The organism is Aeromonas sp. 25-AL00135 (genome assembly GCF_054052385.1).
The window spans coordinates 96,220-123,013 of record NZ_JBSTYQ010000013.1; the positions used below are offsets into that span (position 1 = coordinate 96,220).

The window sequence follows — 26,794 nt, forward strand, 5'->3', positions numbered from 1 at the left end:
GTATCCGCCGAAATGAGATTAAATGAAAATTATTCTCATCTATTGCCGAAATAGAGAGAACCTATCAACGGGCGAGTGGCCGGTGCGCTTCAGCGGTTGCCAATCGCAACCAAGGCGATAAAGTACAGGTTCTTCACACTTGCCCATGAAAAAGGATCTTTCATGAATATCAATGCCACCCTGCTTGGCCAGTTCATTGCATTGCTGATGGTCATCGTCGGCGTCATCGCCTGGCGACTGGCGCGCCGCAAGAGCGAGCATCCGGTGCTGAGCACCCTTATCTGCTCCCTACTCTGTCTGTTTCCGCCCTTTGGCCTGCTGGCCCTGTTGCTGGTTGCGCTGAAACAGGATCTGCCTGTCCGCTCATAGGGCGGGCTGGCTCAGGCTGCCGCGCACACCGGCCGCACCAATAGAAAAAGCCCCGTGATGGGGCTTTTGCTTTTGAACTCGGTGAACAGAAGACCTTGGACACCCATCTTTTGGGTTCGGGCTATGCAACGCCTTACTCAAAAAGGTGGGGGGCCCAGATTTGTCCCCATAAGAATGAGTAGCTAATCATGCTCGTAAGCATAACGCCCGCAGCACGCGCGGCCTTGGAGTGTAGGCGAAGCCGCAACAGAAATGCCGTCGCTGTGCCTGCGATTGTTAAATACCATTAGACTCGTCACTCAACTGGTTTTTCTTTTTTAGAACACACTGCATCGGTGTTATTTTATGCTCACTGTCACTATATGAAGAGAAGAAGCCCTCAAAAACTTTGCCATTGTTTTTTAACATGAGCGACAATGCCCCGCGATCTATATGATCTCTGCTACACGTTTCATAACAACCAGAAAGTATTAAATTTTTAAAAGTTCCTGAGATAGTGTAAGTGTGCACTTTGCTGGCACCACCAATCTCAATGATGCGCCCATTTATTTTGTGGCCTGTTCTAAAAATTTCTACTCTTACGATAATTGGTACGGAACCAATCGCTATTTTAATGTGTTTCTCTTTTTCGGGTTCCTGCTTCTCTTCTGAGTCATCATGAAGAATAAGTTCAGCGCTTACTTCTCTCTGCTCGCCCCGTTCACTAACTGATGAAGCAGGAACAGGCTCACCTCTTTCGGCCTTTCTTTCTTTTATAAGGCGCTCCTGAAACCTTCGCCAAGCAGCCCTTTTGGCTGCTCTATCAAGATATTCTAGACCAAGATAGGGTATCAGTATCCCAGACCACTCCCCCTCGATGCATACATCTTGATATAGAATATTTTCAAACCAAGGCTCGATGTTTTTACGCCATAAAATGGCGAAAACGAAAAGTAATAACGCAGTAATTAGACCACTGATAATACCGCTAGCCAAAGAACTAAATAGATTGGCAGAGCTGTTTGTGGTCTCATTTAGATACCACCAAAGGAATACCCCTGAAACAACCAGTATAAAGTGTGGGAAGATTTTACAAGCCATGCCCGCTAGTTTTTTCAAATACTGCACATAATCTCCTTTGGTATTTAACGCCCGCAGCATGTGGAGGCTAAGCCGCAACAGAAAAGCCATCGCTGTGACTGAGATTGTTAGGCCATACTATTTATATAAACTTTTAATTATGGGCAAACATTTTCCAATAATGGTTACCATCCCAATCAAGCTGAGTACTGACAGTCTCTTGAAGATAAAGAATCTCAACTTATCCAAAGAGCTAAGCTGAGTAATTTTGCTTGTACATCTTTCAACTAAAAGAAATTTCTCAAAATTATTCTCCAGCTTACTCTTTGTTATTCTTTTAGCTGATGAAAAATTACTCGCCACATAGTCATATCCGTCATAGTCTTTAATTTTGCATAGCACAGATCCATTATACTGGAACGTGTAAAAAAGTCGGCACCCCCACTCCTGCTCTACACTTATACCACCATGCTCGTTGTAGTATGTATTTATCGGCTGATACATGAATGCCAACACTAGTTGTGATTTTTTGGGCTCATCAAAGTCACTCGAAAAGTACACAATATGACTTTTAAGCGTCTCGCTAAGAGGTTCATACTCATAGCAGCGAGAATGAAAATCACTTTTAAATTTATTCCAATCTTTAGCCAGCTGGATTCTATTTTTATCCATTCAAATTTCCGATAGCGATTTAGCCTAACGTTTGGTTAAGGGGCGGGCTTTAGCCCGCCCCAGTGAGCGAAGCGAACGGTTTGAACCATTTGTTAGGCATTACCGCCGGCTGCGTTCTGGGTGTACATGTCGGTCATGATTTTTAATAAATCAACCTCCGTTGGAATGAACCCTGGAAGAGTGCTTGCTTTTGTAGAAATGAGACTTACGTTCTTGGTTGGAAGGGACTGTAGTTTTTTAAACGAATGCATTACTGCTGAGAAAATTTTACCTGTTTCAGCTTGGGTTTGACCTAAGTTCGTTTTTACAATTACCGTAGCCAAGGCTTCTTTAGAGAATTCATTTTTCTGGACCAATGTAATTGCATACATATTGGAGAGCGCATGAAACTCGTCTCCAATTTCTTTAGTCCATTCGTAGTCAATTTCATTGTTGACATATAAGCAGTGAGCAAGGTGTATAACTTTGTCGGTCATGATGAATCCTGATTAATGCTTAACAGTGATTAGATGGAAGGCGGCACTAATCCGTTAGCAGAGCATTCCATATAACTCCGTAACATTTTCACTGCCGCCAAGTAAAAAAACCATTAAATCATAATGTTACCCGTTTGCTTCTTATGTTGAGAGTATTCGCTTTACTTCCTCTTTTTGCGCCACCGTTACTACTGAGTGAAAAATCAGTGCTCAGCGCACTCTTGGCAAGCGCCGCCAGATCACGCCAGCATGAGCAGGTCAGAAATAAAAATGGGGTCGTCACCATGTTGAGTCGGTCGTAGGCAACGTTCGCTTATCCATTCCATCCGGCATGGCTACCGCCCCTGAATTACAGCCTCCAGTCTGCTGCGTTTAACCAACGGGATGGGGTTGGCATGGCTCATGGGGTGACTCCTACGAGGCTTTGTTGTCAATTGGCTATAGTACTGGCCTATTGGCCAAGGGAAAGAGGTATGCGGGGAATTCCTGAGCCAGATCAATTAATTAATCAATAACTGCTGGTCTGGTGTGCAGAGGGGATGCGTGGCCGCCATTGGTGAGGAAAACAGTTAGTGGGTAAAAGCGCTGGCAGGTAAAAAACAAGAAGCCCCTGAACGGGGCTTCTCTGCCGCCACAGTGAACGGCTTGGCTGGCAGTCTCGCTGGCGCGTTGACCGGGCGCCAGAGCGAGCAGGTGCGGGCCTACTCTGCGACCTTGTTCAGCCACTCGACCTTGTATTGGGCGCCGGCGCCCTGCGCCAGCTTGGCACAGAGCGGCTTCAAGAAGGCTTCAATCTGCTCGTCCAGCATCCAGGGCGGGCTGATGATCAGCATGCCTGAGCCGTTCATGCCCCAGTCGGCAGTCTGACCGGCCACTTCCAGCTCGGCCACCAGGACGTTGCCGAAGTTTTCGCGCTTGATGGCGCGCAGCATGTCGCGGGATTTGTCCGCCTCTTCCCCCAGAATGGGGTACCAGAGGGCGTAGATGCCGGTCGCCCAGCGTTTCTGCGCCTTTTTCAGGGTGTCGACCACGGCGAAGTAATCTTCTTTGAGCTCATAGGGCGGGTCGATCAGCACCAGCCCGCGGCGCGGGGTCGGCGGCAGCAGGGCGATCAGCCCCTCGAAGCCGTCACGGTGGTGCACGGCGACGCGGGGGTCATAGCCCATATTGGCGCGCAGATCTTCGACCTCGTTGTTGTGCAGCTCCATCAGCGCCAGCTTGTCCTGCTCGCGGGTGAGGCGACGGGAGAGCTCCGGCGAGCCGGGGTAGTAGTGCAGCTCGCCATCGCTGTTCATCTCTTCGATGATGCCGAGATAGGGGGCCATGGCAGACCATTGGGCCCGCTCGTCCCACAGGCGGCCGATGCCATCGGCATACTCGGCCTTCTTCTGGGACCAGTCGCCGCGCAGGTCGTAGAGACCGCCACCGGCATGGGTGTCCAGCACGATGAAGGGTTTCTCCTTCTTCTTGAGGGACTCGATGATCAGGGCCTGAACGGCGTGTTTCAGCACGTCGGCATGGTTGCCGGCGTGAAAGGCGTGGCGATAGCTCAGCATATTAGATCTCTGAGGGGGCCCTGCTGGGCACCCAGTAACGATAGATAGTTCAACAAATTGCGGCTGTTGCCGCGAAACAGGGAGAGGCTGCGCAGGGTCTGCAACAGGACGCCCTGTTGCAGCCGCTCCAGCTCCAGTTCGTGGGCTAGCATCGACTGATACTGCTGCTCGTCGAGCCGCGCCTTGGCGCTTTGGCGCAGGGCGCGCCACGGGGTTAGCACCGCCTCGGTTTGCACCAGCGCTGGTTGTAGGTCGGTCAGATCGACCACGATGCCGAGTTGATCGAGCCGGTGCAGCAGCAGCGCCAGATTGACGTTGCCCCCCTGCTCCTGCACGGTGAGCCAATCCTGGCTGCGCTCACCATAGACCTTGCCGCTCCAGTGCCAGAAGCCGATCGGCGTCGGCAATTCGTGGACCGCGACCCGCTCGCTGGCCATCAGCTGTTCGTCACGCAAAGAAGGCTTGCTCCATGGTTTCCAGCTCTTCGGAGAGGCTCATCCACTCCAGCTCTACCTCTTCCAGCTGCTCCTTGAGGGGGCCCTGGGATTTGAGCAGCTCGGAGAGCTTGGTTTTAGCGCTCTCTTCGTAGATAGCTGGGTCGGCCAGTTGGCTCTCGATGTCGCCAAGCTTGCCTTGCAGTTTCTCCATGCTCGCTTCGAGCTTTTCCAGCTTCTGGCGCAGGGGACGGGTTTGCTGGCGGAACTCCGCCTCGCGCCGCTTCTGATCCTTGCGCGCCACTGCCGAGTTGGCAGAGACGGGGCCGTCGGCCGGTTTGGCGTTGGCCTCTTTCTCCTGCTCGCCGAGCCACTTGTGGTAGTCGTCCAGATCGCCGTCGAACGGCTCGACCCGGCCACCGTGCACCAGATAGAAGTCATCTGTGGTGGTGCGCAGCAGGTGCCGGTCGTGGGAGACCACTACCATGGCCCCTTCGAAGCCTTGCAGCGCCATGGTCAGGGCGTGGCGCATCTCCAGATCCAGGTGGTTGGTCGGTTCATCCAGCAGCAGGAGGTTCGGCTTTTGCCAGGTGATCAGCGCCAGCACCAGCCGCGCTTTTTCGCCGCCGGAGAAGGGGGCCACCTTGTCGAGCGCCTTGTCACCGTGAAAACCGAAGCTGCCCAGATAGTTGCGCAGCTCCTGCTCGGTCTTGTCCGGCGCGAGGCGGGCCAGATGATCGAGCGGAGAATCGTCGAGACGCAGGGTCTCCAGCTGATGCTGGGCGAAGTAGCCGATGCTCACCCCGGCGCTCACTTCGAGCTTGCCGGAGAGCGGCGGGTTGGAGCCCGACAGCATCTTGATAAAGGTGGATTTACCCGCGCCGTTGCGACCGAGCAGACCGATGCGCGAACCCGGTACCAGATTGAGTTTGATCTTCTCCAGGATCACCTTGTCGCCGTAACCGGCAGAGAGGTTCTCCATGGCGATGAGCGGGGTCGGCAGGGCCGACGGCTCGCGAAACTCGAAGCTGAATTCCGAGTCGGCGTGGGCGGGCAGGATCTTCTCCATCCGCTCCATGGCTTTCAGGCGGCTCTGGGCCTGACGGGCCTTGGAGGCCTTGTAGCGGAAGCGGTCCACATACGCCTGCATGTGGGACATCTCCCGCTGCTGCTTCTCGTACATCGACTGCTGCTGGGCCAGATGTTCGGCGCGCTGCAGTTCGAAGTCGGAGTAGCCGCCGGTGTACTCGTTGAGCTTGCCGTTCTCGATATGGATGATGCGGCTGATGACCGAGTCGAGGAAATCGCGGTCGTGAGAGATGAGCACCAGCGTGCCCTGATAACCCTTGAGCCACTTCTCCAGCCAGATCACCGCGTCCAGATCCAGGTGGTTGGTCGGTTCATCGAGCAGCAGCAGATCGGAGCGGCAGAGCAGTGCCTGAGCGAGGTTCAGACGCATGCGCCAGCCACCGGAGAAGCTGCGCACCGGCGAGCTGAGCTGCTCGTCGCTGAAACCGAGGCCGTGCAGCAGTTCGGCGGCGCGGGCGCGAATGCTGTAGGCGCCTATGGTATCGAGGCGACCGTGCAGCTCGGCCACCAGCAGACCATTGTCATCCTGCTCGGCCTGCACCAGCTGAGTTTCCAGCGAGCGGAACTCCTTGTCGCCGTCGATCACATACTCGAGCGCGGAGCAGTCGAGCGCCGGGGTCTCCTGCGCGACGCCTGCAATCTGCCAGCCAGCGGGCAGGCTGAAGGTGCCGCTGTCGATGGCCAGCTCGCCCCGTACCAGTGCAAAAAAGGTGGACTTGCCACAGCCGTTTTTGCCCACCAGACCCACTTTGTGGCCGGGGTGAATGGTGGCGGAGGCGTTGTCCAGCAGCTTGCGGCCGCCGCGGATCAGTTCGATTTGACTGGCAACTATCATGGGTGGGATCTGCTTGCTCAAAATGGAGGAGAAAAACTGGCGCGGATCTTACGTGAAATGACGCTGATTTGCACTGTAGCGAAGGGCTGGCCACTGGCTGGCGCTGCAAAAACATGCCATAACAGAGAAACCAGTTTGGTTACGGGAGGTTAGCATGCATATCAGGGATATTATGACGACCCGGGTCGCCACCGTTTCAATGGATGATCGACTCCGAGTCATCAGGGATATCTTCGAGCAGGCACACTTTCGTCACCTGCTGGTGCTGGAAGAGGAGGAGCTGGTAGGGGTCATCTCGGATCGGGATCTGTTCCGCGCCATCAGCCCCTATCTCGACTCCGAAGCCGAGATGAGCCGCGATACCGAAACCCTCAACAAGCGGGCCCACCAGATCATGAGTCGTCAGCTCGTCACCATCGCTCCCCATCTCACCGTGCGCGACGGCGTCAAGCTGATGCTGGAGAAGGGGGTCTCCTGCCTGCCGGTGCTGGAGAATGGCGCTCTGGTCGGCATCATCAGCTGGAAGGATTTTCTCAAGGCGGCGCTGGAGAGTGATGCGCTGGTTTGAGCCCAACGCTCATCGCCATCAGCTGACAGAGAACCAATATAGAGAGAGGGGAGCCAAGGCTCCCCTCTCTCTATATTGGCTTTGCCGACAATGCCGGTTTGCACGCTTGCATCATCACGGCTCGGGCTGCCCTGCGACAAGACAGGAGGGGCCGCTGCCGGAGAGGTGTGGCTGAAGATGGGTGCGGATCTCCTGCAGGGTGCGCTGGTACTGCTGGGCATGTTGATCGAGAAACGCGGGGCTGTGCTTGAGGCGCCGCTCCAGGGTATCGACCAGCAGCGCCACCCTGGGAGCGGCCATACCCGCAGGCCAGCAGTGTTGCAGCAGTTCCAGCAGTTGCCAGGCATCGCCCGGCAGGGCGGGGAACTCCTCCAGCAGCTGCAAGCCCGCTTGCAGGGCTGTCTGATATTGGCAGGCTTGCATCGCCTTGTGGCGCAGTTGGCGTAGTTCGCTGAGCCGTTGTTCTCTCGCCGTCAGGCGCTGGCCCAGCTCGGCCACCAGATGGTGGAACAGCTGGCGGGTGAGCGGGTGGGGCGCAACCCTGACGCGGTATTGGGTCAGCTGGGTCAGGTAGCGCTGGGCGTGGTGGGGCAAACCGCAGAACTGGCTGACAGCAAAGCCGAGCAGCAGGGTGAGGTGGTTGTCGCTCCCCTCATCCGGCTGGTGGTGGGCAATCAGGATCAGTGCTTCGTCGAAGCGGTAATCCAGCCCCAGCATCAACGCTTGCAGCAGCTCATATTCGTGGGGCTGCAGGTGGACGGTGCGCTTGAGGTGCTCCCACTCCTGTTGCAGGGAGCGGATCCGGTTGCTTGAGGGGGCGTGCCACAGCACCGCCAGACTGGCATTGAGCATGAAGCTGTCGATGGCGAGCCGGACGCGCTGCTCGCTGAAGTGGCGCAGGGTCAGGCTGTTGGCCTGCTCCAGCACCTTCTCCTCATCTTGCAGCACCAGCCCGAGCAACATCGCCAGCTGATGCCAGCGCGGCTGATGGGGGCGGATCTGCAGCAGCTCTCCCATGGTCTCCCACGCCGCCAGCCAGTGATGCTGATGCAGCTGGCTGGCGAGTTGCAGCTCCAGCCGGGTGGCGGCAGAGAGGTTGGCCTGATGGCGCTGCAAGTCGGTCCGGGCGCTTTGCAATTTGCCGAGCCCCAGCATGGCGTAGAAGAGCCCGGCCCTTGGCCAGCTCGCCTGATACTCGTTGGCACAGAGGGCATAGTGTTGGGCGGCGGTGATCCGCTCGGTCGATTGCAGCAGAAGGTAGCCCTTGAGTCGATCCAGCCAGGGGGTCAGCGAGCGATTCTCCCGTTGAAACAGCAGGTCTTCACAGAGGGCGGTAGCCAGTTGCCACTCCCGCAGCAGAATGGGGGCGGCCAGCGTACGGGTCAGGTTGCTTAACTTCACCAGCTGGCCGAGCACTGCGGTGAGCTGCTGGGTCATGAAGGGGAGAGCCAGATAGAGGGAGAAGTAGAGATCCGAGGGGAGAAACTCCTGCTCGCTCTGATCGGCATCGAGCAGCAGCAATACGCAACCGGGTTGCAGCAGGCCGAGATAGTGCGCTTCGTGCAGCAGCCGGGCTCCGTCAAGATCCTGCTGCTTGTCCTGCTGACAGATGATGGCGTCGAAGGCGTGCTGTTGCATCAGGGCCAGCAGGCCGCTGCGCTCGTGGTTTGGATGGCTGTGGTAGTGGATCCGGTCGGCGGGCACCCCCTGTTCGGTCAGTTCCCGGGTGATGGCGCTACGGAGCAGGGGATCCTCTTCGAGCAGCAGTATCGTCATGCAGGTACTTCCTGTGAGCAAACCATTAGGTTGATTATGGTAGACCCAAGAGGAACATAGGCACAGCACTCGCTGAGTGAAAAGCTGACAGTAGCCAGCAGTGTGCTGGAGGGCGCACTATGGGCTCTTATTTCAATCGGTTATGCCATCGCTCAGGGCTGCGACCTGCTATTGCCGAGGGCGGATCTGCGTCCCGAAGGGGCAGTCGCTCTGGCGGATCAGCCGCGACCCCTTGCCCTGTTCCCCCAGCCAGCTTAATTCCAGTTTGCCGAGGCGGCCCAGATGGCGCAGCTCGAACTCGTAGCGCTGGCAGAGGTTGTCCTGAGGCAGGCTCACCATCCCCGCTGGCAGTCGGTATTGATAGCGAAGGAGTGGCCCATCCTCCAGCTTGCTGGCCACCGGCACCAGCCCCTCTGGGGTGGGCAGCGGCGCCCCGAGCGCACGGCGCAAACTGAGCGGGGCATCGATCGCCTTTTGATAGTGCAAGCCGTTCATCGCCGCCAGCTCCTCTTCCAGTCGTTGCAACTCCCCTTCCAGTCCATTGAGCGCGGCCCCCAGCTGCTGGTGGGTCGTTGACGAGGCGCAGCCACCCAGCAACAGGGTGGCAAGCAACAGGGCGGCTCTGATGGGGGGCACGGCATCTCCTTGGCTATGACGATGAAGCGTGAAGGTCAGGTCGGCTGGCCCTGACTATAGCAGGGGATTGCTGGGGGGCGTCCCCTGCAGCAGTTGGGCCAGACGGGCCAGCCCTTCGCCGACCCGGGCGTCGGTGGCGGGTTGGCTCAGGCTCAGGCGCACCCCTTGCGGAGCGGCAAACTGACCGGCGGCGAAGTGTTCCCCGCTCGCCACGCCAACGTCAAGGGCGTCGGCGGCGGCAGCAAACTGCTGGCTGCGCCAGGGCTCCGGCAGCGGCAGCCAGGCGTGCATGCTGCCCGGCTGCCAGCGGGCGGCAGGCAGCAGGTGGCGCAGCAGTTCGCCGCGGCGTTTGAGGATCTCCCGCTGCTGCTCGACCAGCGGCATGATCTGGCGCTGACTGACCATTTTGCAGGCGAGCTCGATCAGCAGCGGGCTTACCATCCAGCTCGACAGCCGCATGGTCTGGGCGAAGGCGCTGCGCAGGGCGGGGGGCATCAGCACGAAGCCCACCCGCAGACCGCCGCAGGCGATCTTGGCCAGACTGCCCAGATAGATGACCCGCTCCGGCGCCAGATTGACCAGAGGGATCACAGGTTGCTGGGGCAGCAGGCCGTTGACGTCATCCTCGATGATCAGCAGATCATGGCGACGGGCGATGGCGACGATGGCCTCCCGCCGCGCCAGACTCATGATGGCGGTGGTGGGGTTTTGCAGGGTCGGTGTGAGGTAGAGCAGCTTGGCCCGGCGGGTGCGGCAGGCGGCGTCCAGCGCCTCGGGCAGCAGCCCCTCCTCGTCCATCGCGAGCCCCACCACCTGATTCTTCAGCTGGCGAGCGTTGCCCAGCATACCGGGGTAGCTCAGCCCCTCGCACAGGATGGTCTCCCCCACGCAATTGGTAGCCAGCAGCGCCAGCATGATGCCGTGCTGGGCGCCGTGGCTGAACAGCAGGCGATCCTCACTGCAGGCCACTCCTTGCTCCGCCAACCAGTTGACGAACTGCTGGCGCTGATCCGGCCGTCCCGCCTCCTTGTCGTAGCCGAGCAGGGCGTTGAGATCCCCGTCCGCCACTTCCCCCAGCATGGGGCGAATGATGGCCGCCCGATCCAGCTGCACCGGCAGGTTCTGCCACAGCTCGATGCGGTGCCCTTCCTCCTGGCGGATCACCCACTCATTGGCGGGATCCGTGTTCGCTCCCTTGACCCAGGTGCCGTGACCCACCCGGGCGGCCAGCAGGCCGCGCCGCTCCGCCTCGCTGTAGGCGCGGGTGACGGTGCCGACGGTGACGCCTAGACGATCCGCCAGGGATCTGTGGGTAGGCAATCGGGTCTGCGGTGGCAGCTCGCCATTAGCGATCCCCTGTTCGATCGCTTTGACCAGCTTGAGGTAGAGGGGGCCATCGAAGGCCGCAAGGTCGGGTGTCCAGATTGTCATGGTGACAATAAATCCATTGATCAAAATTTGTTGTCAATATAGCGTGAATTTCAACCTGATAACAACCAAATAGCACACATTGTATCGATACAATGTGGCAAGCAAGGAGTCACAATATGACGATGGAGTGGTATGTCACCCTGTTCGGTTTTGCCGTACTCACCTGCGGTACGCCGGGGCCCAACAACCTGATGCTGACGGCCTCCGGCGCCAACTTCGGGGTGCGTCGCACTCTGCCACATCTGCTCGGGGTGGGGCTGGGGCAGCCGGTGTTGCAACTGGTGCTGGCGCTGGGGCTTTATCCGCTGTTCGAGCGCTGGCCCCTGCTACGGCTCGGTTTGCAGATCTTCGGCAGCCTCTATCTGCTGTGGCTGGCGTGGCGTATCGCGGTGGCCGGGGCGCCGGGGGATCCTGCCCGGAGCGCCCGTCCGCTAACCATGCTGGAGGGGCTGGGTTTTCAGTTCCTCAATCCCAAGGCGTGGATGATGGGGATCTCCGCCATCAGTCTGTTCAGCCTGCCCGGCGCCAGTTACTGGTCGAGTCAGCTGGCGGTGATGGTCATGTTTGCGCTGGTGGCCCTGCCGGTCTGCTTTGTCTGGGTACTGTTCGGCCATCAGCTGAGCAACTGGATCAGCTCGGATCGGGGCTGGCGGCGGCTCAACGGCTCCCTCGGTCTGCTGACGGCGCTCTGCGTGGTGATGCTCTGGTATTGAGCCGTGCTGCGCTGATGGGGGAGGTGGCCGAGAAAGAGGCATTTCTGACTTGTCGCCACGGGGTTGGCTCTGCATATTAGAAGGCTTTCCCCATAACGGGGGCGTTGCATCGACAAGAGGTTGAGATGGATCTGAACTGGTTACTGCCCCTGGCGGGGTTTGCTCTGGTTACCTGCGGCACGCCGGGGCCCAACAATATGTTGCTCACCAGCGCCGGGGCGGCGCAAGGTTTTCGCCGCACGATTCCCCTGCTGGTGGGGGTGGTCGGGGGGATCAATCTGATGATCCTCGCTACCGCGCTGGGGCTTGGCGTGGTGTTCGAGAAGGTGCCGCTGCTGCACGACGGCCTCAAGCTTATCGGTTCGGCCTATCTGCTCTGGTTGGCGTGGAAGGTGGCGACGGCCAGCGGCCCGGCCGAGGGCAACCGGCCGCTCATTCCCGCCCATCAGGGGGCCATGCTGCAACTGCTCAATCCCAAGGCATGGATGATGGCGCTCTCCGCCATCAGCGGTTTCACTCTGGCGGGGGAGGCTTACTGGCCCTCCGCGCTCTGGGTGTTGGTGATCTTCTTTATTACCGGCCTTTACACCGGGGCGTTCTGGGTGCTTTTTGGTGCCCAGGTGCGGCAAATCATCCGCACTGCCCGGGGTTGGCGGCGTTTCAACCTCGGCATGGGGCTGGCGACGGCCGCCTGTGTCGGGATGATCTGGATTTAGCTCGGGGTTGACCCAGGCCTTTACCGGCTGTCTTGTTGGCCCTGCGGGGCCTTTTTTATCTCGATCCAGTGACCTTGCCTGCAAGGTGGCGTGGTTCTGCCCTCCCTTGGGATGAAAGGAGTTCATATGAAATGTATCGGTCTGCTGGGTGGCATGAGCTGGGAGTCCACCGTCAGTTACTATCAGGCGCTCAATCGCGGGGTGCGGGCGCAGCTTGGCGGCTTGCACTCGGCGCGGGTGCTGCTCAACAGCGTCGACTTTGCCGCTATCGAGCGGTTGCAGCATGCCGGTGACTGGCCCGCTACTGCCCGCCTGCTGGCGGCGGAGGCGCGCAAGTTGCAGGATGGCGGCGCCGATTTCTTGCTGATCGGCACCAACACCATGCACAAGGTGGCCCCCGAGATTGAGGCGGCCATCGATATCCCGCTGCTCCATATCGCCGATGCCACCGCGGCCAAATTGCGGGCGGACGGGATAACCCGGGTCGGCCTGCTCGGCACCCGCTTCACCATGGAGCAGGATTTTTACAAGGGGCGCTTGCAGGAGCGCTTCGGGTTGGCGGTGCTGGTACCCGATGAGGCCGGGCGGGAGCGGGTACACAGGATCATTTATGACGAGCTCTGTCTGGGGGATATCCGCGAATCATCGCGGGCCGAGTATCTGGCCATTATCGAGGGGCTGGCGGCTGCGGGTGCCGAGGCGGTGATCCTCGGCTGCACCGAGATTGCCCTGCTGGTGGGGGATGCCCGGGCGGCGGTGCCGCTCTACGACACCACTGCCATCCATGCCGAAGCGGCGGTCGCGCTGGCACTGGCAGCTGATTAATAAACTGGTCAGATCTCACTATTCATGCTTGTCTCATACCCCTTGCCATAAAAGCGTGTAAAATTGCGCCCTGAATTTTCCCCGGCCAACGCGGGTTGGCTGCGGTTTCCTAGCATGCAAGGCTGACATTGTGACTGAAGTAGATAGATTCGCGGATATTCGCCCCTACCGCGATGAAGAAGTGCCGGCAGCCATCGAACGGCTGATCCAGGATGATGAATTTATCGGCGCCATCGCCAAGTATCGTTTTGGTTCCCTGATGAGCTGGCTGGGTTGGGCCATCCGCCCGATGATCCGCCTGTTCCTGCGCCGCAAATGGTCAAAAGTGACCACAGTGCATCAGGTCCAGATGGGGGTTACCCGGTATATGTCCCGCATGATCGCCACCTCCACCAAGGGGGTGACCTTCTCCGGGATCGAGCATCTGAAGAAAGAGCAGGGCTATCTGTTTGTCTCCAACCACAGAGACATCGCCATGGACCCGGCGTTCGTCAACTGGGGGCTGCACACCCACGGTTTCGATACCGTGCGCATCGCCATCGGTGACAACCTGCTGCGCAAACCCTGCGCTACCGAGCTGATGAAGCTCAACAAGAGCTTTATCGTCAAACGCTCCGCCAAGGGGCCGCGGGAGATGATGAAGGCGCTCGGCGAGCTGTCTGCCTATATTGGCAACTCGGTTCACGAAGGTCACTCCATCTGGATCGCCCAGAAGGAAGGGCGCGCCAAGAATGGCGATGACAAGACAGATCCCGCCATCCTCAAGATGTTCTACGTCGACGGCAAGAAGCAGAAGATCGACTTCGTCGACTACATGCGCAGCCTCAATATCGTGCCGGTCAGCATCAGCTATGAGCTCGACCCCACCGACAAGGCGAAGGCGCGCGAGCTTTACGAGAAGTCGGTCAACGGCAGTTACGAGAAGGGCGAGTTCGAGGATATCGAGAGTATTGTCGCCGGTATCGTCGGCATGAAGGGGCGGGTACACGTCTCCTTCGGCGCCCCCATTACCGAGGGCTTCAGCGATCCGGACGAACTGGCCGCGCTGATCGACAAGGCGATCTGGAGCAGCTACCACCTCTTCCCCAGCAACTATCTGGCGGCTGATGTCTCCGGCAAGGCCAACACCATCGAGCAGGCGGCCTTCCTGACCCGTCAGTCAGAGGTGCCGGAAGAGCACAAGGCGATCTGGCGAGCCATGTACGCAAAACCGGTGGAAAACGCCAAAAAGGCTTGAATGAAACCGGTTGTTAAACGGTTTTGCGAAAAAAACGGGCGCTGATGCGCCCGTTTTTGCGTCTGGTCAAAGTCGAGGGGGAAAGGGTGGTGAATAATATGGTTTCAGCTGGTACGATCACTATGAAAATGGGATTATGTCTCTTGGCAAGGTGCTGACGAGTGTGTAACAGTGCCCATATAGCTGAACATGAGCAAAAGCTCTAAACCGGTTTGCACGGATTGCAGACGGCATTATTGAAGGACCTATCACAGGTCCTTTTTCATTGGCTGGCAAAGATGCCGCCCAGATATACCTAACAGGAAGCAGACGCCATGATCACCGGTAGCCTGAACACCCTGCAGCGGACGCCGCTGCCCGCCCCGCTGGCCCGCATTATGGCCGAGGTGGTGAAGAGCGTGGCTCACTGGGGTGACGCTCCGCTCGGCAAGACCGAGATTGATGGCCTCAACCTGTTCTGTCTGGTGAGCGAGGATCTGACCGAGCCAGTCGCGGATCGCCGTGGCGAATTCCATCAGCAGTATCTCGATATCCAGTTGCTGCTGCGCGGTGAAGAGTGGATAGGTGTGGGCCCCCACGACTACGTGAGCGACGGCGCCGACCATCCCCATCCTGACCTCTGGTTTGTCGATGACGAGCAGACCAGCTATCTGGCGCTGCAACCGGGCGATTTCGCCATCTTCTGGCCGGGCGAGCTGCACCGCCCGCTCTGTACCTTCAACCAGCCCGCCAAGGTGAAGAAGCTGGTGGTCAAGGTACACAAGGATCTGCTGGCTATCGCCTGAGCACTCCCATTGAGGCGAGCCCTGCGCAGCTGATGCGTTGAGGCTCGCAAGCATTGAAACCAGTGATACGCACCACAAGTTGCGATCGCTCTTTCAAGAGCAAGAATTGAAACCAGTGATACGCACCACAGGTTGCGATGACTCTTTCAAGAGCAAGAATTGAAAAATTGGACGCACCCTCCTGCGACCATAAGCCCCCGGCAGGGGAATCCCATCCTCTTTTGGATGACACGACACTGTCGGCATAAAGCCGAAGCACAGGAAGATGTAGAAAATGAGCAAGTTGGTATTGATCCTTAACTGCGGTAGCTCTTCCCTGAAATTTGCCGTAATGGACGCCGAAACAGGTGAGGACATGCTGTCCGGCCTGGCCGAATGCTTCAATCTGGATGATGCACGTATCAAATGGAAACTCCACGGGGTCAAGGGCGAAGCCATGCTGGGAGCGGGTGCCGCTCACCAGGAGGCCCTCGACCATATCGTGGGTCACATCCTGCCGCAGGATCCGACTCTTGCCGAGCAACTGGTGGCCATCGGTCACCGAATCGTACACGGTGGCGAGCAGTTCTCCCGCTCCGTGCGTATCGATGACGGCGTGATCGCCGGTATCGAAGCCGCCATTCCGTTCGCCCCGCTGCACAACCCGGCCCACCTCATCGGTATTCGCGCCGCGCTGAAAGTGTTCCCGCAGCTGTCCGAGAAGAACGTGGCCGTCTTCGACACCGCGTTCCACCAGACCCTGCCGCAAGAGGCCTACCTCTATGCGCTGCCGCACAAGCTCTACCGCGAACACGGCATCCGTCGTTACGGTGCCCACGGTACTTCTCACCGCTACATTGCGGAAGAAGCCGCAAAAGAGCTGGGCAAGCCGTTGAATGAACTGAACATCATCAACTGCCACCTGGGTAACGGTGCCTCTGTCTGCGCCATCAAGAACGGCGAATCCGTTGACACCTCCATGGGTCTGACTCCGCTGGAAGGTCTGGCGATGGGTACTCGCTCCGGCGATATCGATCCGGCCGTGGTCTTCTTCATGCACGACCAGCTCGGTTACAGCGTTGAGCAGATCAACCACACCCTGACCCGTGAGTCCGGTCTGCTGGGGATGACCGAAGCGAGCAGCGACTGCCGCTACGTCACCACCAACTATGCTACCGACGCCGGTGCCAAGCGTGCGCTGGATGTCTTCACCTACCGTGTGGCCAAGTATGTCGGCGCCTATGCCGCTGCGATGGACGGTCGTCTGGACGCCGTGGTCTTCACCGGTGGTATCGGTGAGAACGCCGCGATGGTGCGCGAGATGGTGCTGAACCGTCTGGCTCTGTTCGGCTTCAAGGTGGACAAAGAGGCCAACAACGCCGCGGTACTGGGTGGCGAAGGTCGCATCACCACCGCCGACAGCCGTTGCGCCATGGTGATCCCGACCAACGAAGAGCTGGTCATCGCTCGCGATGCCCTGAGCCTGGTCTGCTAAGTCAACCTCGCTTTGAAACAACGCCCGGCCTGTGCCGGGCGTTGTCATTTCTGGCGTACGCCGATTTGACATGGGGGAGGGGAGCGGTACCCTGACCACTACTGTTTTTGCAGCCAGCGGGCTGCCCGGTTCGGGAGAAAGCAATGAAAGAGGCGTTTTTTAACTGGTTGTCGGGCCTTGGGGTGGAAGTGACCAGCCTGATGGCGCTGGTGATCGCGCTGGGCTTTATCGTCATCACCTCGCTGCTGCTGCATATGGCGCTGCACCGGGTGTTGCTGGTCAGGCTGGTGGGGATCCTCGGCAAGGCCAAGCAGGTATGGCTGCCGCCCCAGCTGCAACAGCGTCTCTTCAACCGGCTCGCCTTCGTGCTGCAGGGGGCCGTGCTGCTCGGTCAGGCGGAGATCTGGCTGCCCCGTCAATCGGATAGCCTCAAACTTATCGAGATGGTGGCCCAGCTCTGGATTTTGCTGTTCCTGCTGCTGGCCTTCTTCGCCCTGCTCGATTGCCTGTTGTCGGTGAGCCGTTACACCCGCCTTGGTCGGGATTTGCCCCTGCGTGGCATCTTCCAGGGGGCCAAGCTGGTAGGCAGCATTCTGGTGGGCATCCTGATGATCGCCCTGCTGCTCGGCAAGTCGCCGCTGTTCCTGTTCAGCGGTCTGGGTGCCATGACCGCAGTGCTGATGCTGGTGTTCAAGGACCCCATCCTCGGGCTGGTGGCGGGGATCCAGCTCTCCGCCAACCGGATGCTGAGCGTCGGTGACTGGCTGCAGATGGACAAGTACGGCGCCGATGGCGAGGTGACCGACATCGGCCTCACCACGGTCAAGGTGTCGAACTGGGACAAGACCATCACCACCATTCCCACCTATGCCCTGATCTCCGACTCTTTCAAGAACTGGCAGGGGATGACCGAGTCGGGGGGGCGCCGCATCAAGCGCAGCGTCAATATCGACATGACCAGCGTGCGCTTTCTGACGGCCGAGGAGCAGTTGCAGCTCAAGCAGGCGCAACTGTTGGCTCCCTATCTCAGCCGCAAGGAGCAGGAGCTGAGTGCCTACAACCAGCAGCTGAGCGATGCCCTGAGCTGCCCCATCAACGGCCGTCACCTCACCAACCTCGGCACCCTGCGCGCCTATCTGGATGCCTACCTGCGTGCCCACCCCGGCATTCGCAAGGACATGACCCTGATGGTGCGCCAGCTGGCACCCACGTCAGACGGTCTGCCGCTGGAAATTTACTGCTTTACCGCGACTACCGCATGGGCCGATTACGAAGGGATCCAGGCCGATATTTTCGACCATATCTTCGCCATCATTGAGCAATTTCATCTGCGGTTGCATCAATCTCCCACAGGTTACGATATGCGTGCCTGGCAACGGGGATAAACAGGGAAACCGGACGGGTCGGGGGCGCGGGAAAAACCGCATATTAATCATCGACCCGTCGCCACTTGTCAGTTGAAATTTGCCGTGCAGAGGAGAAAAATGGCGGCCTTCTCTTCGCGCCCCTGATCCCCTCTTGATCAGCTGCCAGCCCAGAGACGTCACTTCAAGTCATCATCATGGGAAAGTTATGAAGCTCCTTCGCAATAGTGTGGCAACACTCTGCTACAGCCTGCTGCTGACCGCTGCGCCGGTTTTCGCTGTTGAATATGCTCTGCCTGCGGCCAACAGCCGTCTGGTAGGGGAGAATCTGGAATATGTGGTTCCGGCCGAAGAGAACGGCCAGCCGCTGGAGGCCATTGCGGCCAAATTCCAGCTGGGGCTCACCAACATGACCGAAGCCAACCCCGATGTGGATCCCCTGCTGGTACAGACCGGCGAGAAGCTGGTGATCCCCCAGCAACTGATCCTGCCGGATGCACCCCGTGAAGGGATTGTGCTGAACGTGGCCGAGATGCGCCTCTACTACTACCCCAAGGGTAAAAAAGTGGTGGAAGTGCTGCCCATCGGCATCGGCCAACTCGGCACCGACACCCCGGAGAACTGGGTGACCAGCGTGCAGCGCAAGAAAGCGGGCCCGACCTGGACCCCGACCGCCAAGATGCATGCCGAATATGCCGCCCGTGGCGAGAGCCTGCCTGCGGTATGGCCGGCCGGTCCGGACAACCCCATGGGTCTGTTCGCCCTCTACATCGGCAAGATGTACGCCATCCACGGTACCAACGCCAACTTCGGCATCGGCCTGCGGGTGAGCCACGGCTGTGTGCGTCTGCGCAACGACGACATCGCCTACCTGTTCAAGCAGGTACCGGTCGGTACTCGCGTCCAGTTCGTCAACCAGCCGATCAAGGCCTCTCTCGAGCCTAACGGTGTCCGCTATCTGGAAGTGCACCAGCCGCTGTCGCGCAGCGAAGAGGAGTTCAACTCCAAGCTGCCGGCACCGCTGCCGATGACCCCGGCGGTGACCCGCTTCATTGCCCACGCCGACAGCGACTCCCAACTGGTGAAGCAGGCGCTGGAGCAGCGCAACGGCATGCCGATGGCGATCAACCGCTAACGGCAAATCCCCGTCACGACAAAGGGCGAACAGCATGCTGTTCGCCCTTTGTGTTTCTGCTGCGCTGACTCAGCTTCGCAGCAGATTTGCCTGCAGCTCGCTGCCGAGCTGATCGAGCAGCTGGTAGCGCGCCTTGTAGCTGGCCCGCTTGCGGGAGGGGATCTCCTCCAGCGTCTTGCGGGGTACCTCCAGCGGCAGGCTCATCCAGAGTTCATCTTGCACGCAGCCCTGATGCTCCTGCCACAAGCCGTCGAGATCGAACTTGACCCGATCGGCGGTGCGCTTGCTGCACTGATAGACGTGGCTTTGGGTGCGGATCCCGAGCAGGCTCTTGCACGCCAATCCTCGGGCCAGCTCGGCGGCCATATAGACCAGCAGGGACATAGGGCGCAGCCCGCCGCACGCCTTGGTGACCAGCTTGATCTCCTCGCTCTGCCCCTTGCCGCCCTGCAGCGAACAGATCTCGAGGGTCGGGTTTGGCGCGGGACGCAGATTGAGGGCCATGTAATAGAGCGCAGCGTCACCCAGCTTGAGGGTCAGGCTCATCTCCCCCTCTTTGCCCATGTGGGTTTGGTAATCCAGTTGCAGGGTGAGGGGGGCCGTCAGCTTGTCGCTCTGCCACTGGGCCAGCAGCAGGCCGCGCCCGCTGTAGATTGCCAGTTGTTGCGCCTTGGGCAGCTGACGTGCCAGCTGCTGGTAGTGGCCGCTGATAAGCCCGGCTCGCAGGCGCTTGCGGAGCCCCTTGTGGCGATAGGGGTGGATCGGCTTTTCCAGAATATCGGGGAAGCGGCTGATCGCCTGCGCCAGCAGCGGTTGCTCCTGCTGCTGGCGATAGAGGGCGCGGGCGCCGGGATTGAGCCAGAGACGCCCCACATACTTGGCCCGTCGGATGAGATGACCCGACTCCTCCACCGGGTGAAGGCGGCGGGCGAGGGTTCGCAGGTGTGACAGATGAGATGACATGGTGCCGACCTCTGACTGGTGTGATGAGACAGGGCGGGGAGTGTAGGAGCGGGGCGCTGGCTTGTAAAAAAATGGATAGTAACAAAATGTGAAAACATAACGCTCAATAGTCGCCGTTGCGACGATATGGCCGTCACGGCCACGGCAGGAAATCTGGCGCCATCCTCTTGATGCGGCAGATGATTTGATGCGCAAAGGTTTTTATTGTGTTTTGTGTTTGTTAAAAGTGGTTGAGCTGGCGCGAACGGCTGATTAAGCTAGGCCGGTTTTTTAGGGATGAGCCCGTCACCAGAGCGGGCAGAAAATGACACAAAACGGAGTTTTGCATGACAGCTAGCACACCCATGTTAATCACCTTCCTGGTGTATATCCTCGGGATGGTGTTGATCGGCTTCGTCGCCTATCGCGCCACCCGCAACTTTGATGACTACATTCTGGGCGGCCGCCGGATGGGGAGCTGGGTGACCGCTCTCTCTGCCGGCGCCTCCGACATGAGCGGCTGGCTGCTGATGGGCCTGCCCGGCGCTGTCTTCGTCAGCGGCATCTCCGAGAGCTGGATCGCCATCGGTCTGGTCATCGGCGCCTACCTCAACTGGCGCTGGGTAGCGGGTCGCCTGCGGGTACATACCGAGAAGAACCGCAACGCCCTGACCCTGCCGGACTATTTCACCTACCGCTTTGAAGATCACAGCAAGGTGCTGCGCATTCTCTCGGCGCTGGTGATCCTGCTCTTCTTCACCATCTATTGCGCCTCCGGTGTGGTGGCCGGTGCCCGCCTGTTTGAGAGCACCTTCGGCATGGATTACAACACCGCCCTCTGGGTTGGTGCCGCCGCCACTATCACCTACACCTTCTTCGGCGGCTTCCTCGCGGTGAGCTGGACCGATACGGTGCAGGCAACCCTGATGATCTTCGCCCTGATCCTGACCCCGGTCTTCGTCATCATCGCCGTCGGCGGGGTGGACAGCGCCATGATCGAGGTGGCTGCCAAGAGCGCCACCAACCTCGACATGTTCAAGAATCTGGATGTGATCGCCATTGTCTCGCTGATGGCCTGGGGCCTTGGTTACTTCGGTCAGCCCCACATTCTGGCCCGCTTCATGGCGGCGGATTCCCACCACTCCATGGCCAATGCCCGTCGCATCAGCATGACCTGGATGGTGTTCTGCCTCGCTGGTGCGGTGGCCATCGGTTTCTTCGGTCTGGCCTACTTCGCCCGCTTCCCGGAAGTGGCGGCTGGAGTGACCGGCAACCCGGAGCGGGTCTTTATCGAGCTCTCCAAGATCCTGTTCAACCCCTGGATCGCCGGTGTGCTGCTCTCCGCCATTCTGGCGGCGGTGATGAGCACTCTAAGTTGTCAATTACTGGTCTGCTCCAGCGCCATCACAGAGGATCTTTACAAGCCTTTCCTGCGCAAGAACGCCTCCCAGCGTGAGCTGGTATGGGTGGGTCGCCTGATGGTGCTGCTGATCGCGGTGATTGCCATCGCCGTCGCCATGAATCCGGAAAACCGGGTGCTGGGGCTGGTGAGCTACGCCTGGGCCGGTTTCGGTGCCGCCTTTGGTCCCGTGGTGCTGCTCTCGGTGCTGTGGCCGCGGATGACCCGCAACGGCGCGCTGGCCGGCATGCTGGTCGGTGCCATCACCGTTATCGTCTGGAAGCAGTTCGGCTGGCTGGGGCTGTATGAGATCATTCCGGGCTTCCTGTTCGCACTGCTGGCCATCGTGGTGGGCAGTCTTCTGGGCGAAGCGCCCTCAAAAGCGATGCTGGAGCGTTTCCGCGATGCCGAGGAGGAGTACAACACTCCGGCCGAGAGCGCGGGAGAGCCGGTCGTGGTGAACTGATCCCCCTTACCGCTTTCTGATTGAGAGCCCCGCCCCCGGACAAGGAGCGCCCTGGTTGGCCATCCTTGCACCGGTTTGGCGGGGCTTTGTGCTATCTGATTCACTCTTGGGCACTTTTTTATGTTCGGCCGGTGGCTCCCGGGTGCTCGCTTTCTTTTGTCTTGGCACCGAATATGGGACACTAGGCCGCCTGAAGGAGACCTAGTGCATGCGGCTATTCACCCTGATCCTTATCCTCCTGCTGGGGGGACTGCAATATGACCTCTGGCTGGGGAAGAACGGGCTATCCGATTATCAGAACCTGTCGGAGGCCATCTCGCAGCAACAGCGGGACAACCAGACTCTCAAGGATCGTAACGACCTCATTTACCGCGAGATAGATGATCTCACCTCTGGCCTCGAGGCCATCGAGGAGTTGTCGCGCAACGATCTGGGTTACATCAAGCAGGGGGAGACCTTCTACCGGATCATCCCCAAAGAGAAAGACAAAGAGACAGCGCCGGACGATGAGCCCTACGATGACTGATGCCTGCCGGGTATCCGGCCTGACGGCGATCGTCCCTGCCGCCGGTATCGGCAGCCGGATGGGGGCCGATTGCCCCAAGCAGTACCTGCAACTGGCGGGTAAAACCATTCTCGAACATACCCTGGAGCGGCTGCTCTCCCACCCGGCCATCGCCCAGGTGATCGTGGCGCTGGCGCCCCATGACCGCTGGTTCGAGGCCCTGCCCGTGGCGGCCGACCCGCGGATTGTGCGGGTAGAGGGAGGCGCCGAGCGCGCCTTTTCCGTCCTCAATGGTCTCCATGTGGCGCAAGGGGAGTGGGTGCTGGTGCACGATGCGGCCCGTCCCTGCCTGACTCACGGCGATCTCGATGCGCTGATTGCCGCGGCCATGAACTGCGGCGGTGCCATTCTCGGCAGTCGGGTGCGCGATACCATGAAGCGCTCCGATGGGGAGGGCAATATCATTGCCACCGTCGAGCGCGAGCAGCTCTGGCATGCCCTGACGCCGCAGATGTTCCCGACCCGTACCCTGAAGCGGGCGCTGGAAGAGGGGCTGCTGCTGGGCGCCACCATCACCGACGAGGCCTCCGCCATGGAGCGGGCCGGATTCACGGTGCGGATGGTGGAGGGGCGCGCCGACAATATCAAAGTGACCCGGCCGGAAGACTTGTCGCTGGCGGGGCTGTTTTTAAGCCAGCAGGCATAAGCCCCTCAGTCAGAACAGACCGTTCAGAGCAGAGTGTCTCGAACAAACAGGCCCGAACAAGGAGTTAGCATGATCCGGATTGGACATGGTGTGGACGTACACAAAATTGATGGGGTTGGTTTCAGCATGTTGGGAGGTTGCCGCTGATGATGCGCATTGGTCATGGTTTTGATGTTCATAAATTTGGTGGTGTTGGCCCCTGCATGCTGGGTGGCGTGCCGGTTCCCTACGAGCAGGGGCTGGTTGCCCACTCTGACGGCGATGTGGTGCTGCACGCGGTGAGCGATGCCCTGCTGGGGGCCATCGGTGCCGGTGACATCGGTCGCCACTTCCCCGATACCGCTGCCGAGTTCAAGGGGATCGACAGTCGCATCCTGCTGCGGGATGTCTTTGCCCGGGTACAGAAGGCGGGTTATGCCATCGGCAACCTGGATGTGACCATCATCGCCCAGGCCCCCAAAATGGCCCCCCATATCGACGCCATGTGCGCCGTGCTGGCCGCCGATCTGCAATGTGATTTGAACCGGGTGAACGTCAAGGCGACCACCACCGAACAGCTTGGGTTTACGGGGCGCAAGGAAGGGATCGCCACCGAAGCCGTCGTCCTACTGGTGAAACAATAATGCTGGAACAACTTGCCTATCTGCACGGGGCGCCCACCGCCCGCGGTATCCTCAAGGCCGAGGCCGCCGACTTCCTGGTGAATGAAGATCTCGGCTTCGAGCCTTGCGGTGAAGGGGAACACATCTTCGTCCGGGTGCGCAAAACCGGCGAAAACACCGCCTGGGTAGCGGGTCTGCTGGCCGATGCGGCCGGAGTCAACCGCAATGCGGTGACCTGGGCGGGCCTGAAAGATCGTCACGCGGTGACCGAGCAGTGGTTCGGCATTCACCTGCCGGGCAAGGCCGAGCCGGACTTGTCGGTTATCGAGAGCGACAGCATCCGGATCCTCGAGGTGAAGCGCCACAACAAGAAGCTGCGGGTCGGCTACCTCAAGGGCAACCACTTCACCCTGCGTCTCACCGGTCTGGAACAGGCCGACGGGCTGGAAGCGCGCCTGCAGGCCATCGCCACTCAGGGTGTACCCAATTACTATGGTGAGCAGCGTTTTGGCCGCGATGGCAACAACCTGGAAGCGGCCAAGGCGATGTTTGCCGGCAAGCGGATCAAGGATCGCAACAAGCGCTCCCTCTACCTCTCTGCCGCCCGCAGCATGCTGTTCAACGCCATTGTCAGCGCCCGTATCGAGCAGGGGCTGGCTCATCAACTGCTGGCCGGTGATTGCGTGATGCTCAAGGGTAGCCACTCCATCTTCAGCGAAGAGAGCGTGACCCCCGAGCTGGAAGCGCGTCTTGCCTCCGGCGACGTGCAGCTGACCGCGCCCCAGTGGGGCCGTGGCCGCTTGGCCAGTCAGGGCGCCGCTGCCGAGTTCGAACAGGGCGTGCTGGCTCCTTACAGCGATTGGTGTGACGGGCTGGAGAAAGCCGGGCTGGATCAGGACAGGCGCCCGCTGCTGCTCAAGCCGGAGCAGATGAGCTGGCAGCTGGACGGCGAGGCGCTGACCCTCTCCTTCTTCCTGCCGGCGGGCGCGTTTGCCACCAGCGTGGTGCGCGAGTTAATGCAGGCCGAAGAGGCCGATCACGGTTTCAGGAATCAGACCGATGCGAATTCTGGTCAGTAATGATGATGGTGTGCATGCCGAGGGCATTCGTGCCCTCAGCGAGGCGCTGCGCGCCTGCGGCGAGGTCATTGTGGTGGCGCCGGATCGTAACCGCAGCGGCGCGAGTCACTCCCTGACGCTGGAAGTACCGCTGCGGGTTACCCGCATTGCAGAAAACGGCTTTAATGGGTGCGAGAGCTATGCGGTGAAGGGGACGCCGACCGACTGCGTGCATCTGGCGGTCAACGAGCTGGTGCGCCCTGAACCCGACATGGTGGTGGCCGGCATCAACCACGGTGCCAACCTGGGGGATGATGTCATCTACTCGGGCACAGTCGCCGCGGCCACCGAGGGGCGCCATCTTGGCTACCCCTCCATCGCCATTTCGCTGGTAGGCAAGACCCACTTCGCCACGGCGGCCCACTATGCGGCCCTGCTGGTGAAGGGGCTGATGAAACACCCCTTGCCTGCTGATCAGATCCTCAACGTCAACGTGCCGGACTTGCCCCTCAAGCAGATCAAGGGGATCAAGACCACCCGCCTTGGCAATCGCCACCGGGCGGAGTCGGTGATCTGCACCGAGGATCCCCGTGGCCAGCCCATCTACTGGATCGGCCCCCCCGGTAGCCAGCAGGATGCCGGTGAAGGCACCGATTTTGCTGCCATCGAGCAGGGCTATGTCTCGATTACCCCTCTGACCATCGACATGACTGCCTATGACAGTCTCGCCGGTCTGGGGGCCTGGTTAGATCTGCAGGGATGAGGGTGGTGTGATAGTACAGCGCCTGTTAAATCAGCTCATTGCGCAGGATATTCGCGATTTTCGCGTGCTGGCGACCATCGCGAAAGTGCCGCGCCAGCTGTTCGTGGACGAGGCCATGGCGCACAAGGCGTGGGATAACACCGCCCTGCCCATTGGCCACGGCCAGACCATTTCGCAGCCCTATATGGTGGCGCGAATGACCGAGTTGCTGATGCAAAACAATCCGGCCCATGTGCTGGAGATTGGCACTGGCTCGGGCTACCAGACGGCGATCCTCGCCCATCTGGTGGAGCATGTGTATACCGTGGAGCGGATCAAGTCGCTGCAGTTCCAGGCCCGGCGCCGACTGCGCCAGCTCGATCTGCACAATGTCTCGGCCAAGCACGGCAACGGCTGGCTGGGGTGGCCCAACAAGGGGCCTTATGACGCCATTCTGGTGACAGCCGCGGCAAGCGAGATCCCGACGGCGCTCACCGATCAGCTGGCCGAAGGGGGCCGACTGGTGTTGCCCGTGGGTGACAGCCAGCAGACCCTGCAACTGATCGAACGATCCGGATCCCAGCTGACCAGCCGTATTCTGGAGCCGGTACGTTTTGTTCCCCTGATTGACGGAGATGTTGAGTGAAGTTGTTTTCCCGTTTGTACGTACTGGTGATGCAGTGGGCCCGCCACAAGCATGCCCCCTGGTATCTCTCCATCACCGCTTTCATCGAGTCGGTATTCTGGCCGATCCCGGTGGATGTGATGCTGGCGCCGATGGCGCTCGCCAAGCCCCACAAGGCGTGGCACTACGCCACGCTGGCTACTGTCTTCTCTGTGCTGGGGGCCCTGTTTGGCTATGCCCTTGGCTATGCCCTGTGGGATCCGGTCGTGCTGCCACTGGTGGAGTCTGTGGGCTATCAGGACAAGATCGAGATTGCTCGCAACTGGTTTGAGCAGTGGGGGATCTGGGTCATTTTCATTGCCAGCTTCACCCCTATCCCCTACAAGGTGTTTACCGTGACGGCAGGGTTGTTGCAAATGGCTCTGCTGCCCTTCATCATCACCTCCCTCATCGGTCGTGGCATGCGCTTTTTCCTAGTTGCGGGCCTGATGCGCTGGGGTGGCGAGAAGATGGAACGCAAACTGATGCACTACGTAGATGTGCTCGGTTGGCTCTGTATTGGTCTGGCCGTGGTGGCCTATTTCTGGTTTAGTCGTTAA

Annotated in this window: 28 protein-coding genes; 18 read left to right on the forward strand and 10 right to left on the reverse strand. The window is 59.6% G+C overall.

Translation table 11 applies throughout. The features are described from left to right. The first annotated feature begins 162 nt into the window (after positions 1-162). Positions 163-369, forward strand: a complete 207-nt coding sequence (locus ACW5XC_RS13600; protein WP_042052360.1) for a hypothetical protein — start codon at positions 163-165, stop codon at positions 367-369. A 276-nt stretch (positions 370-645) separates the two neighbouring features. Here ACW5XC_RS13600 and ACW5XC_RS13605 read toward each other — a convergent pair whose 3' ends face one another. The 6 genes from ACW5XC_RS13605 to ACW5XC_RS13630 form a co-directional block, all read right to left on the reverse strand. Next, positions 646-1,476 (reverse strand): hypothetical protein, encoded by an 831-nt coding sequence (locus tag ACW5XC_RS13605; protein ID WP_042052359.1) that lies wholly within the window; start codon positions 1,474-1,476, stop codon positions 646-648. A 90-nt stretch (positions 1,477-1,566) separates the two neighbouring features. Next, entirely contained in the window at positions 1,567-2,100 is a 534-nt protein-coding gene (locus ACW5XC_RS13610; protein ID WP_042052358.1) for a hypothetical protein, read from the reverse strand. Positions 2,101-2,192: 92 nt separating this feature from the next. After that, positions 2,193-2,576: a hypothetical protein gene (locus tag ACW5XC_RS13615; protein WP_042052357.1), complete on the reverse strand. Its 384-nt coding sequence runs from the start codon at positions 2,574-2,576 to the stop codon at positions 2,193-2,195. A 701-nt stretch (positions 2,577-3,277) separates the two neighbouring features. After that, positions 3,278-4,132: a 23S rRNA (adenine(2030)-N(6))-methyltransferase RlmJ gene (locus ACW5XC_RS13620; protein WP_042052356.1), complete on the reverse strand. Its 855-nt coding sequence runs from the start codon at positions 4,130-4,132 to the stop codon at positions 3,278-3,280. Then, positions 4,126-4,587: a DUF2390 domain-containing protein gene (locus tag ACW5XC_RS13625; RefSeq protein WP_042052355.1), complete on the reverse strand. Its 462-nt coding sequence runs from the start codon at positions 4,585-4,587 to the stop codon at positions 4,126-4,128. The genes ACW5XC_RS13620 and ACW5XC_RS13625 overlap by 7 nt, the downstream gene beginning before the upstream one ends. Continuing rightward, positions 4,580-6,490, reverse strand: a complete 1,911-nt coding sequence (locus ACW5XC_RS13630) for an ABC transporter ATP-binding protein (protein WP_042052354.1) — start codon at positions 6,488-6,490, stop codon at positions 4,580-4,582. Before ACW5XC_RS13630 ends, ACW5XC_RS13625 begins: the two co-directional genes overlap by 8 nt. A gap of 154 nt (positions 6,491-6,644) precedes the next feature. On the opposite strand from ACW5XC_RS13630, the gene ACW5XC_RS13635 reads away from it, so the two are divergent. Further along, positions 6,645-7,058, forward strand: coding sequence for a CBS domain-containing protein (locus ACW5XC_RS13635; protein WP_040068349.1), 414 nt, complete (start codon positions 6,645-6,647; stop codon positions 7,056-7,058). 114 nt (positions 7,059-7,172) lie between these two features. On the opposite strand, the gene ACW5XC_RS13640 is transcribed toward ACW5XC_RS13635, so the two are convergent. From ACW5XC_RS13640 to ACW5XC_RS13650, 3 genes are all read right to left on the reverse strand, one after another. Beyond that, positions 7,173-8,834: a response regulator gene (locus tag ACW5XC_RS13640; RefSeq protein WP_042052353.1), complete on the reverse strand. Its 1,662-nt coding sequence runs from the start codon at positions 8,832-8,834 to the stop codon at positions 7,173-7,175. Positions 8,835-9,002: 168 nt separating this feature from the next. Continuing rightward, positions 9,003-9,470 (reverse strand): hypothetical protein, encoded by a 468-nt coding sequence (locus ACW5XC_RS13645; protein WP_042052352.1) that lies wholly within the window; start codon positions 9,468-9,470, stop codon positions 9,003-9,005. 54 nt (positions 9,471-9,524) lie between these two features. Then, positions 9,525-10,901, reverse strand: coding sequence for an aminotransferase-like domain-containing protein (locus tag ACW5XC_RS13650; RefSeq protein ID WP_042052351.1), 1,377 nt, complete (start codon positions 10,899-10,901; stop codon positions 9,525-9,527). A 116-nt stretch (positions 10,902-11,017) separates the two neighbouring features. Between ACW5XC_RS13650 and ACW5XC_RS13655 the strand changes: the two genes are divergently transcribed. From ACW5XC_RS13655 to ACW5XC_RS13690, 8 genes are all read left to right on the forward strand, one after another. Beyond that, on the forward strand, positions 11,018-11,614 hold the full coding sequence (locus tag ACW5XC_RS13655) for a LysE family translocator (RefSeq protein WP_042052350.1): 597 nt from the start codon (positions 11,018-11,020) through the stop codon (positions 11,612-11,614). A gap of 125 nt (positions 11,615-11,739) precedes the next feature. After that, positions 11,740-12,330 carry a LysE family translocator gene (locus tag ACW5XC_RS13660; protein WP_005335534.1) on the forward strand — a complete coding sequence of 197 codons (591 nt, stop codon included), beginning with the start codon at positions 11,740-11,742 and terminating at the stop codon, positions 12,328-12,330. A gap of 126 nt (positions 12,331-12,456) precedes the next feature. Then, positions 12,457-13,155 carry an aspartate/glutamate racemase family protein gene (locus tag ACW5XC_RS13665; RefSeq protein ID WP_042052349.1) on the forward strand — a complete coding sequence of 233 codons (699 nt, stop codon included), beginning with the start codon at positions 12,457-12,459 and terminating at the stop codon, positions 13,153-13,155. A 130-nt stretch (positions 13,156-13,285) separates the two neighbouring features. Next, positions 13,286-14,392: a 1-acyl-sn-glycerol-3-phosphate acyltransferase gene (locus ACW5XC_RS13670; protein WP_005362790.1), complete on the forward strand. Its 1,107-nt coding sequence runs from the start codon at positions 13,286-13,288 to the stop codon at positions 14,390-14,392. Positions 14,393-14,706: 314 nt separating this feature from the next. Beyond that, entirely contained in the window at positions 14,707-15,177 is a 471-nt protein-coding gene (locus ACW5XC_RS13675; RefSeq protein WP_042052348.1) for a YhcH/YjgK/YiaL family protein, read from the forward strand. A gap of 274 nt (positions 15,178-15,451) precedes the next feature. After that, positions 15,452-16,651: an acetate kinase gene (locus tag ACW5XC_RS13680; RefSeq protein ID WP_005354534.1), complete on the forward strand. Its 1,200-nt coding sequence runs from the start codon at positions 15,452-15,454 to the stop codon at positions 16,649-16,651. 143 nt (positions 16,652-16,794) lie between these two features. Continuing rightward, positions 16,795-18,036: a mechanosensitive ion channel family protein gene (locus ACW5XC_RS13685; protein WP_005335524.1), complete on the forward strand. Its 1,242-nt coding sequence runs from the start codon at positions 16,795-16,797 to the stop codon at positions 18,034-18,036. A gap of 187 nt (positions 18,037-18,223) precedes the next feature. After that, positions 18,224-19,150: a L,D-transpeptidase family protein gene (locus ACW5XC_RS13690; protein WP_042052347.1), complete on the forward strand. Its 927-nt coding sequence runs from the start codon at positions 18,224-18,226 to the stop codon at positions 19,148-19,150. 69 nt (positions 19,151-19,219) lie between these two features. Here ACW5XC_RS13690 and ACW5XC_RS13695 read toward each other — a convergent pair whose 3' ends face one another. After that, entirely contained in the window at positions 19,220-20,113 is an 894-nt protein-coding gene (locus ACW5XC_RS13695; RefSeq protein WP_042052346.1) for a VirK/YbjX family protein, read from the reverse strand. A 326-nt stretch (positions 20,114-20,439) separates the two neighbouring features. Here ACW5XC_RS13695 and putP point away from each other — a divergent pair, with 326 nt between their 5' ends. The 8 genes from putP to ACW5XC_RS13735 all read left to right on the forward strand — a co-directional run bounded on the left by putP (position 20,440) and on the right by ACW5XC_RS13735 (position 26,794). Next, on the forward strand, positions 20,440-21,957 hold the full coding sequence (putP, locus tag ACW5XC_RS13700) for a sodium/proline symporter PutP (RefSeq protein WP_026035040.1): 1,518 nt from the start codon (positions 20,440-20,442) through the stop codon (positions 21,955-21,957). 208 nt (positions 21,958-22,165) lie between these two features. Then, a complete protein-coding gene (gene ftsB, locus ACW5XC_RS13705) occupies positions 22,166-22,483 on the forward strand; it encodes a cell division protein FtsB (protein WP_005335520.1) in 318 nt (105 codons plus the stop codon). Then, positions 22,476-23,168, forward strand: a complete 693-nt coding sequence (gene ispD / locus ACW5XC_RS13710) for a 2-C-methyl-D-erythritol 4-phosphate cytidylyltransferase (RefSeq protein WP_042052345.1) — start codon at positions 22,476-22,478, stop codon at positions 23,166-23,168. The genes ftsB and ispD overlap by 8 nt, the downstream gene beginning before the upstream one ends. Before the next feature lie 146 nt (positions 23,169-23,314). Next, complete coding sequence (ispF, locus tag ACW5XC_RS13715) at positions 23,315-23,791, forward strand: 2-C-methyl-D-erythritol 2,4-cyclodiphosphate synthase (RefSeq protein ID WP_005335518.1); 477 nt, start codon at positions 23,315-23,317, stop codon at positions 23,789-23,791. Then, the gene (gene truD / locus ACW5XC_RS13720; RefSeq protein WP_042052344.1) at positions 23,791-24,849 is read left to right on the forward strand and encodes a tRNA pseudouridine(13) synthase TruD; all 1,059 of its coding nucleotides are present in this window, start codon (positions 23,791-23,793) and stop codon (positions 24,847-24,849) included. The genes ispF and truD overlap by 1 nt, the downstream gene beginning before the upstream one ends. Next, on the forward strand, positions 24,830-25,591 hold the full coding sequence (surE, locus tag ACW5XC_RS13725; protein ID WP_042052343.1) for a 5'/3'-nucleotidase SurE: 762 nt from the start codon (positions 24,830-24,832) through the stop codon (positions 25,589-25,591). The genes truD and surE overlap by 20 nt, the downstream gene beginning before the upstream one ends. A 7-nt stretch (positions 25,592-25,598) precedes the next feature. Then, a complete protein-coding gene (locus ACW5XC_RS13730) occupies positions 25,599-26,216 on the forward strand; it encodes a protein-L-isoaspartate(D-aspartate) O-methyltransferase (protein ID WP_005335507.1) in 618 nt (205 codons plus the stop codon). Continuing rightward, a complete protein-coding gene (locus tag ACW5XC_RS13735) occupies positions 26,213-26,794 on the forward strand; it encodes a YqaA family protein (protein WP_005354505.1) in 582 nt (193 codons plus the stop codon). The genes ACW5XC_RS13730 and ACW5XC_RS13735 overlap by 4 nt, the downstream gene beginning before the upstream one ends.